Genomic DNA, 14,081 nt, shown 5'->3' with positions numbered 1-14,081 from the left:
ACGCTGATCCCGCGACGAGTTCAGGCGATCTCGAACCAGACCGGTGATTGGGCGAACAGCGCGGCGGCAGGGCAACGGGTACCGGACGGGAACGTGATCGAGGCGCTCGCGGGCGGTGTTCCATTCAGTGCGACGGCGCAGCGCAGTGACGCGCCTCCGTGTTGTCGTTCGAAGGCTAGCAGACGCGAGGGCCCAGCGCCCTCTACCGTGGCTGGCTCATAGCTGCCGCTTGCGAACAGATCCGGGTATCGTCGACGCGCGCTGAGCAGATCGCACAGCAGCTGGAGCTTGGGTGGCGGTGCTTCCAGGGCTGTGATGCGAGCGGTGTAATCGACCGGGCGTCGGTTGTCTGGATCTACGAGGCTCAGGTCCGCGAACTCATTCCCCTGATAAAGATCCGGCACGCCGGGTAAGGAGTACCGGAGCGCCACCTGGATGAGGCTGTTGCGGGCTGCAGCCGGCTCGATCTCGGCTAGAAAGGACTGCATGGAGGCGACAAACCGACTGTCTCCGATCAGCTTTCCGGCCAGATCGTTGCAGCGGTCTTCATATTCTTCGTTCGGTGCCTCCCAGGAGGAGTGCAACTTGGCTTCACGAAGCGCCTTGGTCTGCCAGGCGGAGATGCGGTTGGCAAAATCCTCTTCCGGCGAGTCCGGCCAGGCGCCCAATAGCGACTGGAACAGCATGTAGCGGTCGGCCCGATCGACCCCGGCGGCATAGTCGGCGGCGATCCGCTCCCACTCCATCGCGATTGCCTGCCATCGCGCCGGCATCTCGCTGAGCACGGCGAGCCGCGCGCGGGTGTCTTCGCCGCGCTTGTGATCGTGAGTGGCAGTCGTAAGCATGGCGTGCGGCCAATCGCGGGCGCGCGCCTCCATCCGTTGATGGAAGGCGGCGGGAGAAAGCGACATGCATCCTGCATCGAAACCGACGTCGTTGCGTGAAAGAAGCCGGCCGTAGCGATAGAAGGCGGTGTCCTCGAGCGCCTTGGCAGCGATGGGCGCGGAGAGTTGCTGGAAACGGCGGACCGCTTCCGCCCCGAGTGCAGCATCTCCTGCCCCGCGCCCCGCGAGCCAATGGAGGATCATGTCCGTGACCTCGGTTTCGCCGGGCGGCACATGCGGCCGGACGCGATCGCGCACCGCATCGCGTACAGCCTGATCGCTGGCTGGCGCATCGGGGCCATAAGTCCGATAGACGGGAAACACCCATAGCAGTCGTTCAACGGCCCGGCGGAGCATCGAGCGGGTGACCCCGTCCGGCGCGATCGCGACGAAGGCGTCGACACAGCTTTCCAGCTGGCCCGTAAACTGCCAGGCGAGCAATTGCTGACGAGCGAGCAACTCCTCCGGCTCGAGATCCGGTGAGCGGCCGCTCACCCCCCGCCATATCTCACCAAGTGGCGCCGCGCCGGCGGGATCGTGGAGAAGTGCGGCCACTTCTTCCATGAAATCATAGCCACTTGTGCCATGTACCTGCCATTCGGACGAAAGGAGCTCGCCCGGTCCCAGGATTTTTTCGATCACGATCCAGGGCGGGCCCGGCGGTGCGTCCGCAGGGCGGACCTGTGCTTCCAACCGCTCCCGCAGCTTGCGGCAATATCCCAGCGGGTCTGTCAGTCCGTCGACGTGATCCACGCGAACGCCGTCGATCAGCCCCTCGCCATAGAGACGGAGGTAGAGCGCGTGGGTAAGGTCAAAAACGCCCGGGTCCTCGACCCGAACGCCGGCGAGTTCGTTGATGGCGAAGAAGCGTCGCCAGTTGAGTTCATCATTGGCCGTGCGCCACAAGGCCGGCCGGTAGTGCTGGCGGTCGAGCAGCGCCTCGATCGGCGCCTGATCGGGCGCATCCTGATCTTCGTCGCGGAGTGGAAAGCGCTTGTCGCCATAAGCGACGAGCCACCATCGCTCCTCATGCCGCTCCACCGTAAGCGCGCCGTTCGCGAGTGCCTCGGAGAGCGAACTGCCGAGGACGGGAAGCAGGATCGGACGCGACCAGTCGATGTCGAACACGTCGGCATATTGGCTGTCGCGGCCGTGGCGCAGCACGTCGTTCCACCAAGCGTTTGTGTCGCCGGCGACACCCATGTGATTGGGAACGATGTCGATGATGATCCCCATGCTGCGGGCGCGCAACGCCGCCGCGAGGCGTCGAAAGCCTTCCTCCCCGCCGAGCTCCGGATTGATGCGCGTGGGATCGATCACGTCATAGCCGTGCGTGGAGCCCGGAGCCGCGGTGGTGACAGGTGAGGCATAGACGTGACTGATGCCGAGCCGGTCCAGATACGGCAGGATCGCCTCGGCATCGGCGAAGGTGAAATCCTTGTGAAACTGCAGGCGGTAGGTGGCGCGAGGGATCATCCAGGCCTCTTCTCGGAAAGCATGTGGGTACGGCGTTGAACGTCCGGTCGGGCGAGAAGGGCGGGGGTGGCAGCTGGCATACGGCGGCGCCAGTTCGGGTGCTGGTCGGTGGTGCCGGGGAGGTTCGGTTGCTCTTCGAGGCCGAGGAGATCTTCAATCGGGAATACCGCAAGCGCGGCGGGCGCTTCTGCGACGGCTTCCATGATCTCATCTAGGGGCGGGGTAAGCCGATCTTTGGATATTCCAATGGCTTGCGACATGGAGCTGCGTTCTTCTCTGCGCTGCGTCGACGAACCGGGATCAGTTGCGCCACTGATCCTGGAACGCCATTCCAGGTCGCGGCCTTTCCACCAGCCGGCAACGGTGGGCGTGTCGTGCGTGCCAGTCATGGCAACGGCGTCGGCATCCCACTTAGCAGGGGGAACGAACTCGCCCTCGGTGTCACGTTCGAAAGGAAGAACCCGCATGCCCAGCATGCCGCGTCGAGAGAGATCGTCGCGCAGCCCAGGCGGGACCGTGCCCAGATCCTCCGCGATGACGATGGCATTGGCGCGATGTGCCTCGATTGCCACGATATTCTTCAGCGTGTCGCCCGGCATGGTGAGATAGGCGCCATCCGCGGCGGTGCCGCCGTCGGGCACGATCCAGAGGTGGTCCAGGCCAATGGCGTGATCGATGCGAAGGCCGCCGGCGTGTCGAAGAGCAGTGTGTATGGTATTGATAAACGAAGAAAAGCCGGTGCGTTGAAGCGCGTAGGGGTCGAGTGCGGAGATCCCCCAGTTCTGGCCGTCCGGGCCGAGCGGATCGGGGGGTGCACCGATGGAGACGCCGCTGAGCAGATCGGAGCGCCGGCTCCAGCCGTGGCTGCCAGCGCGGTCGGTGCCGACGGCCAGGTCTGCGATCAAGCCGATCGCCATCTGTTTGCGGGCAGCCTTCTGAGCGTGTTCAAGGCCTTGGTCGGCCAACCACTGAAGGAATATGAAGAAGGATATTTCATCCGCATGTTCGGTGGCGAAGCGTTGAACGGCGGGGCTTGCGGGATCCTGGAACTCGGTCGGCCAATCGGGCCAGCCGGCGCCGCCCAGTCGGCAGTGCAGCGCATCAAAACGGGCGTGCGCGGCTAAATCCGGCCCCCTCTCGGCCGCGAATGCAGTAACCGCGGCCTGTAGGCGGAGATTTTCGGCCAGATACACGCGGCGAAGGTGCGTGAGCCGCGCCGATAGCGCGTTGGGCCAGTCGATGAGGTCGCCGGACTGCTCATCAGGGAAGGGAGCATCGACCAGCGACGGATCGGCGAGCATCACATTGTGGAACAGCCGCGAAGAGGGTGCATAGGGGCTGAAGCGATGCGGATCGGCCGGAAAGAGCGCGTGGGTCGGGCTGATCGCCAGGGCGGCAGCGCCCGCGCGGCCGAAGGCAGCGGCGGCGTCCGCCAGCGTGCCGTAATCACCGAAGGCGGATGCGCGCTGATCGCGGAGTGAGGGGATCTGCACCGACACGCCCCAACTGCGTCCGCTCGGCTGCGGACAGCGCGGGGGAGCGATGGCGATCGTGTAGCGATGCCTTCCGATCGACAGCGTATGATAGCCGATGACGTCGAGAGGTGCGGCCACGCCCGCCTCGGACACCGGCAGCGGGCGCGTGGTTCCATCCTCCAACACCAGATCAGCCATCCCTGCCGAAGCCCCCGGCAAGAGAATAGGAGCGCCCACCGTCGCCGATACGAACGGCTGCTCGGCAGGTGTCATGTCGAGACGCGAAAGCAGCGCCTCCAACACTGAGTCGGCAACCTGTTGGGGCCGGCCGCTCGCGTCGGTCCAATCCCGTTTCAGGCCAGCGGCGGCGGCGGCGGCATGAAGATCGGTCATTCTATCCAGGCCGCGAAGCGATCGTCGGTCATGAAGATCGGTGTCGTGTCCGATGCTGGCCACGCTGCGGCGGGTGTGTCCGCAAGGTCGATCGCAATGGTCAGGCGAGCGCCATTGCCGAGGCGCCAGCGAGCGACCACGGCCGCATCGCCCACGGCCTCCGCGCCGATGGCGGTGGCGTCGGCGAGATGTTGAACGAGCCGCTCCCGGCGCAGGCGCAGCAGATCCTGATAGAAGGCCCGCCAGACCAACGCGTCGGCGCCAGGGAGCGGAAGGGACGCTTCAAAGGTCGACGGCGCGTTGGGATCGGGAATGCGCTCGCGAGCCTTCGGATCGGCGAAGGCCGCGAACTTGGCGAATTCGCGGCGGCGGCCTTCACGAACGGCCTCGGCCAGCTCGTCCTGAAAATCGGTGAAGAACAGGAACGGGGTTTCGCTGCCTTCCTCCTCACCCATGAAAAGCAACGGGATCTGCGGCGCGAGCAGCATCAAGGCGATGGCGGCGCGCAGCTTGCCGGAATCGGTGAGGAGGGTCAGCCGCTCGCCCATCGCGCGGTTGCCGACCTGATCGTGGTTCTGAAGGAAGCTGACGAAGCGGGTCGGGGGCAAATGCCCGCTCGGCGTGCCGCGAAGTTTGCCGTCGTGATTGGGCGAGGGATCGCCCTGGTAGATGAACCCTTCGGCGAGGCAGCGGGCGAGACGCTCCGCCGGACGATCGGCGAAGTCGCCGTAATAGGCGCTGGTTTCGCCGGTCAGCAGGACGTGGAGGACGTTGTGGAAATCGTCGTTCCACTGCGCGTCATAAGCGTCGGCGTGGAGGCGACCGGCGTCGTTATGTTCGTTTTCGAGAACCAGGTGGACGTGGCGATTTGGCAAGGCCGCCCGGATCTCGGCAGCCATGGCGTCGAGGAACGCAGGGTTGTCGATGGCGTGGACGGCATCGAAGCGCAGGCCATCAAAGCGATAGTCGCGAAGCCACATCAAAGCATTGTCGATGAAGAAGCGCGCGACGGCTGGCTCATCCACCGCAACCGCCCCGCCCCAAGGCGTGACGACATCGCGATGGAAGAAGCGATCGGCATAGAGGCCGAGGTAGTTACCGTCGGGGCCGAAGTGATTGTAGACCACGTCGAGGAAGACGCTGAGGCCGAGTTCGTGCGCCGCGTCGACGAGGGCGCGCAGTTCGTCGGGCGAGCCATAAGCTTCATGGACGGCGTAGGGCAGGACGCCGTCATAGCCCCATCCGCGGTCCCCCGCGAACGCGTTGATCGGCATGAGCTGGATTGCAGTGACGCCAAGCGCGGCAATGGCGGGCAGGCGCTGCAGGACGCCGCTGAACCCACCGAGCACGCCGGCGTGCAACTCCATGATCACCATCTCGTGCCACGGGCGACCGCGCCAGTCGGGCGTTCGCCAGTCATAGGTGTGATCGGGAACGACGCTGTGACCGTGAACGCCGCCCTGCTGGCGGCGCGAGGCGGGATCGGGAACTGCCGTATCGCCGATCCGGAAGCGGTAGCGCGTGCCGGCGCCAGCGGCATGATCGATGAAGTGCCAGCCGTCGCCCTGCGAGGTCATCGGCAGGTGCTCGCCGTCGCACTCCAGCGCGATTTGCGGAGCACCGGGCGCCCACAGGCGAAAGCGCGTGCCGCCGTCCGCCAGCGGCTCCGGCCCCCAGGACGTCACGCGTCCCATGCGCTGGTCCAGGTGAGGAGCACGGCGCCTTGCGGTGCAACCTCATATTCGTTGCCGATTTCCAGTTCGCCCTGATCGGGCTTGGCGCTGTCGATCAGGATGATGCGCCGGGTTTCGGGTGGCGGGAGGTGGAAGGTGATCGGATCCTCGCTGGCATTGAGGAGGAGCGAGACCGCCTCCACCTCTCCGGCCTCTGTGCGGGTGGCACGGCGCATCATCAGCGCGCGGCCTTCCGGGTTTTGCCAATCCGCGTCGCTCAGCCGCTCACCGCGCTCATCCCACCATTCGACATCGTTGACGCCGTGGCCGGGCGAGTCCTGGCCGTAAAGGAAGGTCGGCGCGCGCAGCACGGGGTAGCGGCGGCGAAGCTCGGTCAGGCGGGCGGTGAAATCGATCTGCTGCTGCCCCTCGGGCGTTGCGGCGGCGGTCCAGTCGAGCCAGCTTATCTCATTATCCTGGCAATAGGCGTTGTTGTTGCCTTGCTGTGTGCGGCCGAATTCGTCGCCGGCGACCAGCATCGGCGTGCCGAGCGAGGCGAGCAGCGTGGTCAGCATCGAGCGCATGACGCGGCCGCGGGCGTCGTTGATCGCGGGATCGTCGGTCGGCCCCTCCGCGCCCCAGTTGCGCGAATGGTTGTTGTCGTGGCCGTCGCGATTGTCCTCGCCATTCGCCTCATTGTGGCGATGTTCGTACATCACCGTGTCGGCGAGGGTGAAGCCGTCATGCGCGACAAGGAAGTTGACGCTGGCCCATGGGCGGCGCGAGCGGCGGTCGAAGAGGTCGCCCGAGCCAGACAGGCGGGCGGCGAGATCGCCGCGCGTGCCGGGATCACCCTTCCAATAGCTGCGCACGGTGTCGCGGTATTTGTCGTTCCACTCGGCGAAACCGGGCGGGAAATGGCCGAGCTGATAGCCGCCGGGGCCGACATCCCAGGGCTCGGCGATCAGCTTCAGCCGGCTGAGGACCGGGTCCTGGCGGACGACATCGAAGAAGGCGGCGCCGGGATCGAAGCCGGTCGCCTCGCGCCCGAGGGTGAGGCCGAGATCGAAGCGGAAGCCGTCGATGCCGAAGCTGGTCGCCCAATAGCGCAAGCTGTCGGCGACCATCTGGATCACGCGCGCCTTGCTCATGTTGAGCGTGTTGCCGGTGCCGGTGTCGTTGATCGTATAGCGCGGATTGTCGGCGACGAGGCGATAGTAACTGGCGTTGTCGAGGCCGCGCCAGGAGAGCGTCGGCCCCTTTTCGGAACCCTCGCAGGTGTGGTTGTACACCACGTCCATGATGACTTCGATCCCGGCCTGATGAAGGCGGAACACGGCTCGGCGAAGCTCGTCCTGCTGGTCGCGCGCCATATAGGCCTGTTCGGGGGCGAAGAAGCCGAGCGTGTTATAGCCCCAGTAATTCCTGAGGCCCTTTTCCTGCAGGAAGCGATCCTGCGTGAACGACTGGATCGGCAGCAGCTCGATCGCGGTGACGCCGAGCCGCTGGAGGTGGCGGATGACGGCGGGGTGGCCCAGCGCCGCATAGGTGCCGCGATCGCGCGCGGGCACTTCCTCCATCAGCTTGGTCAGGCCCTTGACCTGCGCCTCGTAGATGACGGTTTCCGACCAGGGCGTGTTGGGGCGGCGATCGCGCGACCAGTCCCAATGATCGTCGACCACCACCGCCTTGGGCATGGCGGCGGCGCTGTCGCGCTTGTCGAAGCTCAGATCCTCGCGCCGCGACCCGAGGCGGTAGCCGTGGAGCGCGTCCGTCCAGCGGATCTGGCCGTGGAGCTTTCGTGCATAGGGATCGAGCAGCAGCTTGTTGGGATTGAAGCGGTGGCCCGCCTCCGGCTCATAGCGGCCGTGCGCGCGATAGCCGTAGAGAAGGCCAGGCTCGACGTCAGGCAGATAGCCGTGGAACACCTCATCAGTGCATTCGGGCAGCCAGAAGCGCTTGATCTCGCGCTTGCCGGCGGGATCGAAGATGCACAGCTCGATCGCATCGGCATTGGCGGAAAAGACGGCGAAATTGACGCCGAGGCCATCGAAGGTGGCGCCCAGAGGGTGGGGGGAGCCGGGCTGGAGCCGGTCAACGGTGAATGGCAAGCGTGCGGCCTCGCGATGGTAGCGGGCAGGGTGAAGCCTCCACCCCGCCGCAGTCGGTCATGGATAGGGGCGGCGGGCGGGGTTAGTCGGAAACCTTGATCCCGCCCTTCGATTTGCGGCCCTTCGGGGCAGGCGCGACAGGCTGACCGGCCGCGGCAGCGATGCCGCTGGTCTCCGGTACCTCGGCGGCGCCGGCCTTGCCCTGATCGGTGGTCTCGGTGCCGGTGAGCGACGCATCCGCGCGGCCGGTGTCCTCAGGCTCGCCGAATGGCAGATCCTCGGCGCTGTCCGAGATCAGTTCGTCGTTCTCAGCGGCATCGTTGCCTGAAAGCTCCGCCTCGGCGCGGGACCAGTGATCCTGTTCGCGGCCCGAGGGTTCGCCCTCGTCCTGCCAAATGCGATATGCCCGTTCCCTGATCTGCCGCTCACGATCGTCAGCCATCGCCATTTTCCCTGCCGTTTGCCGTGAAACGCGTTTCCGGCGGAATCGACCCCACGTGGCGGAGAAAATGTCAGTGCTGATCGGCAGTCTGCCGGAGGCGTGGTCCTAGCGGCGATACGGGCTGTTGAGGTTGGGCACCCATCCGGCGGTGGGGGCATTGACGCTCAGGTCTCGCGATTGGCCGCGGAAGGGCTGAGGCGCGACGGCGGCCTTCGCGCGCGCCGCCTCCGGATCGATGGGCTCGACGAACTTCAGGCCGGCAAGGCTATCGCGCGTCCAGACCACCGTTGCGCCGACGGCATCCAGCGCACCCACGCTGACGAGAACGGTGGCGCCTTCCCTGAAGCCGGCGGCCTGATCGATCCGCAAGCCGCCGGTGGAAAGATCGCGCACGCGATGGCGGGTCGGCTTCTTTCCGCCGAAATGCTCCACCGTTGCGCTCAGAAACACGCTGTGGCGCGGGGCGCGCGGCTTCTGGTCCGCGGCGTCGCTGGCCTGCTCTTCGGAAGGGTTTGCCTCCGTCATACCTTTCAGTTGGGGGGTCGATAACCTGTCTGCAAGCGGCGGCGGAAACGTGAAAATGAGTATTGTGATGTTATTACGTACCCGTTAACCGGGCGCCAAACGGATCATTGGGGGTTTGGGTGAAAGTAAACGCGATCCTGTTGGCGGGAACGGCTCTGTTCAGCATTCCCGCTTATGCGCAGTCGAGCGATCAGCCGGCTACGAACAAGTCGGCCCATGTCGATGCCGATCCCGAAATAGTCATCACCGCGCCATTCGTTCGTGATCTCAACCTGCTGGCCGGCAAGTCGGTGATCACCGGCGACGAGCTGGTCCGCGACATCCGCCCGCAGATCGGCGAGACGCTGACCAGCCAGCCGGGCGTGTCCGCCACGTCGTTCGGCCCGGGCGCCTCCCGCCCGGTGCTGCGCGGGTTCCAGGGCGAGCGCGTGCGCGTGCTGACCGATGGGCTCGGCTCGCTCGACGTGTCGAATACCTCGACCGACCATGGCGTGACGATCGATCCGCTGACCGCCGAGCGCATCGAGGTGCTGCGTGGACCGGCGGTGCTGCTGTTCGGGAGCCAGGCGATCGGCGGTGCCGTGAACGTGATCGACCGGCGTATCCCGCGAGCGGTGCCGGAGAAGGGCTATCACGTCGACGCGATCGGCACCTATGGTTCGGCAGCGGATGAGCGCAGCGCCGGCGCTGGTCTGGACGTTGCGCTGTCCGACCAGATCGTCGCGCATGTCGACGGCAGTTATCGCAAGTCCGACGACCTGCGCATCGGCGGCTACCAACTCGCGCCCGGCCTTCGCCGCGAACAGCTGGCGATCGCAGCGGAGGAGGCCGAGGAAGGACACGCAGCCGAAGCCGCCGAGGCGACCGCGCGGGCCAATCGACGTGGCCGCGTGCCGAACAGTGGCACTGAAACCTATACGCTAGGTGCGGGGCTGGGACTGATCAACGAGGGCGGAAGCCTGGGGTTCTCGGTCGGCTATTACGACAGCAAATATGGCGTGCCGGAACGCCCCGGTGCCGGCCACCACCATGACGACGGCCATGACCACGATCATGACCACGACCATGAAGAAGAGGGCCATGACCACGGCGACGTGACGATCGCGGTCAAGCAGCTGCGCGCGGACATGCGCGGCGAAGTGAATGTGAATGGCGGCTTCCTGGACAAGATCCGGATCCGGGCCGGCTTTGCCGACTACAAGCATACCGAGTTCGAAGGTGCCGAGGTCGGCACGGTGTTCAACTCCCAGGCATTCGAAGGCCGGCTGGAACTGGTGCAGGCGGATCGCGACGGATGGCGCGGCGTCACCGGCTTTCAGGGCTTTACCCGCGACTTCTCCGCGATCGGGGCAGAAGCGTTCGTGCCGCCCAACGTGACGGACCAATATGGCGTGTTCACGTTGCAGGAGATCAATCGCGGGAATTGGGAATTCGAGTTCGCCGGCCGCTACGAACATGCCGCGGTGCGCGCGGGAGCAGTTCGGGTCGGGCTGGACGAGGATGCCCCGCCGGTGTCGGTGAGCCGCGGGTTCGATTCATTCTCCGGCGCGCTCGGCTTCTCCTATGCAGTGGCGCCGGAGGTCAGGATCGGCATCAACGGATCGCGCGCGGTGCGTGCGCCGTCGGCGGAGGAATTGTTCTCCAACGGGCCGCATATCGCCACCCAGGCCTTCGAGGTTGGCAACCCCAACTTCAAGACCGAAAAGAGCTGGGGCCTGGAGCTATATGCGCGCGGCAATACCGGGCCGGTCCAGTTCCAGGTGAGCGGCTATGCCACGTGGTTCGACGATTATATCTATGAGAACGCGACTGGCCTGGAGCGCGACGAACTGCCGCTGTTCCAGTATTTCCAGGCGGGCGCGCGCTATTATGGCTTTGAAGGCGAGCTGAGCGCGGACCTGATCCGAACGAGCGGGTTCGAACTGGATGGCAATCTGGTCGCCGATTACGTCAACGCGAAGCTGACCAACAATGGCGGTGCGGTTCCGCGTATTCCGCCGCTGCGCGTGCTGGGCGGACTAACGGCGCGGATGGGAGACTTCGGCGGACGCGTCGAGGTGGAGCATGTCACGGCGCAAAACCGGATCGCGAGCTTCGAGACGCGGACCGACGATTTCACGCTCGTGAACGCGTCGCTTTCCTTCAAGCCATTCGGCCGGGAGAGCGAAACGACGCTGATCCTTTCGGCGAACAACATCTTCGACGTCGATGCGCGCCGGCATGCGTCGTTCACGAAGGATTATGTGCCGCTCGCCGGCCGGGACATCCGGGTTGCGGCTCGGGTAAGCTTCTGACGATCGCGGAGGCGGCGTGTTCGCGCCGCCTCCGGTGATCCGCAGCTTAAGGACGCGTCAGAGGCAGGCTTCGAGGAACGCCTGGTCGAAGCCGAACTGCTTGGCCTTGTCGATCGTGTACGGGCGAAGGCCCATCGCGCGATATTCGCCGATGATCTTTCCGTCGGCGGTCTCGTCGAGATATTCGAACTTGAAGAGCTCCTGCGTCACGATGACGGGGCCTTCCATGCCGATCACCTCGGTGACGTTGGTAACGCGGCGCGACCCGTCGCGCAGGCGCTTCACCTGAATGATCATGTCGACGGAATCGGCGATCTGGCGACTGATCGCCTCCTTCGGCACCTTGATGTCCGACATCATCACCATGTTCTCCATACGCGCCAGCGCCTCGCGCGGGCTGTTGGAGTGGAGCGTGCACATCGAGCCATCGTGGCCGGTGTTCATCGCCGAGAGCATGTCGAAACATTCGGCGCCACGAATTTCGCCCAGGATGATGCGATCGGGGCGCATACGCAGCGCGTTCTTGACGAGATCGCGGATCGAGATTTCGCCCTGACCCTCAAGGTTGGCGGGACGGGTTTCGAGCGGCAGCCAGTGCGGCTGTTGCAGGCGAAGCTCGGCCGCGTCCTCGATCGTCAGCACGCGCTCACCCGGGTCGATCATCTTCGACAGGGCGTTCAGCATCGTCGTCTTGCCCGAGCCGGTACCGCCCGAAATGACGATGTTGAAGCGGCAGGCGCCGGCGATCTTCAGCGCGGTCGCCATCTTGGGCGACATCGAACCGAAACCGGCCATCATGTCGAGCGTGATCGGCTTGGCGGAAAACTTACGGATCGAGATGGCGGTGCCGCGCAAGCTGAGCGGGGGCACGATCACGTTGACGCGGCTGCCGTCCTTGAGGCGGGCGTCGGCGAGCGGCGTGGTCTGGTCGACGCGGCGACCCACCGAGTTGCAGATGCGCTGCGCGATCTGGAACAGATGCTCCTCGTCGCGGAACTGAATGTGCGCGAGCTGGAGCTTGCCCTTTTTTTCGATGAAGGTCTGGTCCGGGCCGTTGACCATGATGTCCGAAATTTCGGGGTCGGCCAGCAGCTCCTCTAGCGGGCCCAGACCGAGCAGCTCGTCCACCAGCACCTTTTCCAGCGCGAATTGCTCACGGCGGTTGAGGGTCAGCTTCAGTTCGGCGAGCACTTCGCCGATGATCGGGCGGAATTCCTCGGCCAGCTCGTCCTTGCCGAGCGTGGCAGCAGCCTCGGGATCAACGCGTTCGAGAAGGCGCGGGAGCACCTGTTCCTTGATCTTGTGGATCGAGGATTCGAAGCCCTCGACGCGGCTGTTGCCGGCTTCCCCGGAGGCGGCCTGACGCTCGGCCAGGCGCTGCATCGCGTCCATCTGGACGGCGGGCATGGTGCCGAAATTATCCGGTGCGGCAATCTCTCCCGGTAGGGGGAGCGCGTCGAGCGAGGGGAATTGCTCGCCGCCGTGATCAGGGCGCGGCGCACCGCCCTGCATCGGACGGGCCACGCCGAAACCCGGCCGCGAGCCCGTACCCACATTATTACGACGCCCGAATGCGTTCATTTGACCAACAATCCTGCTGTCTGCACCATCAATCTACGCGCGAAGGCTTTACGTTTACCTAAACGTGCGGCCAGGCGGGCGGTGCCGGCAGAGGGGCCGCGGCAGGGTAAGACCAGGCGCCGGCTTAAAGACCAGGGCGACTTCGGGTAGCGGATCGGCTGGCTCACTCAGCCCGATCACGCTCCCGATCGAGCAGGATCTGCTTGCGCTCGGCGCCGAAGGCATAGCCGCCGATCGCGCCATCGGCCCGGGTTACGCGATGACAGGGGATCAGCACGGGAACGTGGTTTGCGCCACATGCCGAGCCGGCGGCGCGAACGGCACCCGGACGGCCGGCAAGAGCGGCAAGATCCGCATAGGATCTGGTCTCGCCCGGCGGAATGGTTCGGAGCGCTTGCCAGATTGCCTCCTGAAAGGCGGTGCCGCGCACGTCGAGGGGCAGGGTGAGGTCGCGTCCGGGGCGCTCCACGGCGGCCACCACTTGCGCCGCCAGCGCGGCCAGCGACTCGCCTCCGGCTGCGATCTCCGCCGCCGGAAAGCGCGCGCGCAGGGCGCTGTCGTTCTCATCGAAAGCGATCCGGCAAATCCCGCGCTCCGTCGCTGCGACCAGCATCGGGCCAAGGCTGGTGGTTGCGATGGTCCAGCGGATGGTGACTCCAGCGCCGCCGCGCACCCAAGCGCTTGGCGCCATGCCGAGCCGTTGCGCCCCGTGCGCATAAAAGCGGCTTGGGGAGGAATAGCCGGCCTCGTAGATGGCTTGGGTAATGGTGGCGCCCTCGCTCAGCGCCTCGGCGGCGCGCCTCGACTTCAGCGCGCGCGCCCAGGCCGCAGGGGTGACGCCGGTCGCGCGCTTGAAGAGGCGGTGGAAGTGATGCGGGGCATAGCCCACCGCTGCCGCAAGATCTTCGAGCCCAGGACCGGTCTCCGCCGCCTCCATGAGCGCGATCGCCCCAGCGACGGCGACGCGGTCCCGCGCCTCGTCGTCGGGGCGGCAGCGCAGACACGCGCGAAAGCCCGCGGCGCGTGCCTGCGCCGGATCGGGATAGAAGCTGACGTTCTCACGTCGGGGATGCCGCGCCGGGCAGCTCGGCTTGCAATAGATGCCGGTGGTGCGCACCGCGACGACGAAGCGCCCGTCCGCCTGCCGATCGCGTGCGGCGAAGGCGGCCCAGGCGCTCTGGTGATCGATCGTGTCGCTCATGCCTGCCGATCTAGCGTGCCGGGCGG

9 protein-coding genes are annotated in these 14,081 nt (G+C 65.8%); 1 reads left to right on the top strand and 8 read right to left on the bottom strand.

The features are described from left to right. Positions 1-20 precede the first annotated feature (20 nt). The 6 genes from treY to LQ954_RS08330 form a co-directional block, all read right to left on the bottom strand. Complete coding sequence (gene treY / locus LQ954_RS08355; RefSeq protein WP_231022632.1) at positions 21-2,360, bottom strand: malto-oligosyltrehalose synthase; 2,340 nt, start codon at positions 2,358-2,360, stop codon at positions 21-23. Next, complete coding sequence (gene malQ, locus LQ954_RS08350) at positions 2,357-4,228, bottom strand: 4-alpha-glucanotransferase (protein WP_231022631.1); 1,872 nt, start codon at positions 4,226-4,228, stop codon at positions 2,357-2,359. Before malQ ends, treY begins: the two co-directional genes overlap by 4 nt. Then, positions 4,225-5,922, bottom strand: a complete 1,698-nt coding sequence (gene treZ / locus LQ954_RS08345) for a malto-oligosyltrehalose trehalohydrolase (protein ID WP_231022630.1) — start codon at positions 5,920-5,922, stop codon at positions 4,225-4,227. The genes malQ and treZ overlap by 4 nt, the downstream gene beginning before the upstream one ends. Then, positions 5,910-8,012 (bottom strand): glycogen debranching protein GlgX, encoded by a 2,103-nt coding sequence (gene glgX, locus LQ954_RS08340; protein ID WP_231022629.1) that lies wholly within the window; start codon positions 8,010-8,012, stop codon positions 5,910-5,912. The genes treZ and glgX overlap by 13 nt, the downstream gene beginning before the upstream one ends. An 82-nt stretch (positions 8,013-8,094) precedes the next feature. Then, the gene (locus tag LQ954_RS08335; protein WP_231022628.1) at positions 8,095-8,454 is read right to left on the bottom strand and encodes a DUF2934 domain-containing protein; all 360 of its coding nucleotides are present in this window, start codon (positions 8,452-8,454) and stop codon (positions 8,095-8,097) included. 105 nt (positions 8,455-8,559) lie between these two features. Further along, positions 8,560-8,979 carry a PilZ domain-containing protein gene (locus LQ954_RS08330; protein WP_231022627.1) on the bottom strand — a complete coding sequence of 140 codons (420 nt, stop codon included), beginning with the start codon at positions 8,977-8,979 and terminating at the stop codon, positions 8,560-8,562. 119 nt (positions 8,980-9,098) lie between these two features. Between LQ954_RS08330 and LQ954_RS08325 the strand changes: the two genes are divergently transcribed. Further along, positions 9,099-11,273: a TonB-dependent receptor gene (locus LQ954_RS08325; RefSeq protein WP_231022626.1), complete on the top strand. Its 2,175-nt coding sequence runs from the start codon at positions 9,099-9,101 to the stop codon at positions 11,271-11,273. A 57-nt stretch (positions 11,274-11,330) separates the two neighbouring features. Here the strand turns inward: LQ954_RS08325 and LQ954_RS08320 are convergent, their stop codons facing one another. Then, entirely contained in the window at positions 11,331-12,854 is a 1,524-nt protein-coding gene (locus tag LQ954_RS08320; RefSeq protein WP_231022625.1) for a CpaF family protein, read from the bottom strand. A 163-nt stretch (positions 12,855-13,017) separates the two neighbouring features. Then, positions 13,018-14,055, bottom strand: coding sequence for a bifunctional DNA-binding transcriptional regulator/O6-methylguanine-DNA methyltransferase Ada (gene ada / locus LQ954_RS08315; protein ID WP_231022624.1), 1,038 nt, complete (start codon positions 14,053-14,055; stop codon positions 13,018-13,020). Positions 14,056-14,081: the final 26 nt, after the last annotated feature.

Origin of the sequence: Sphingomonas sp. IC-11 (assembly GCF_021043365.1) — a bacterium.
Lineage (GTDB): Bacteria > Pseudomonadota > Alphaproteobacteria > Sphingomonadales > Sphingomonadaceae > Sphingomonas.
This window is presented reverse-complemented; position numbering and strand designations above follow the sequence as displayed.

Bases quoted from the DNA above. Each gene is read 5' to 3' on its own strand.
- LQ954_RS08335 (WP_231022628.1), bottom strand. From the start codon at position 8,454: ATGGCTGACGATCGTGAGCGGCAGATCAGGGAACGGGCATATCGCATT.
- treY (WP_231022632.1), bottom strand. From the start codon at position 2,360: ATGATCCCTCGCGCCACCTACCGCCTGCAGTTTCACAAGGATTTCACC.
- malQ (WP_231022631.1), bottom strand. From the start codon at position 4,228: ATGACCGATCTTCATGCCGCCGCCGCCGCCGCTGGCCTGAAACGGGAT.
- ada (WP_231022624.1), bottom strand. From the start codon at position 14,055: ATGAGCGACACGATCGATCACCAGAGCGCCTGGGCCGCCTTCGCCGCA.
- treZ (WP_231022630.1), bottom strand. From the start codon at position 5,922: ATGGGACGCGTGACGTCCTGGGGGCCGGAGCCGCTGGCGGACGGCGGC.
- LQ954_RS08320 (WP_231022625.1), bottom strand. From the start codon at position 12,854: ATGAACGCATTCGGGCGTCGTAATAATGTGGGTACGGGCTCGCGGCCG.
- LQ954_RS08330 (WP_231022627.1), bottom strand. From the start codon at position 8,979: ATGACGGAGGCAAACCCTTCCGAAGAGCAGGCCAGCGACGCCGCGGAC.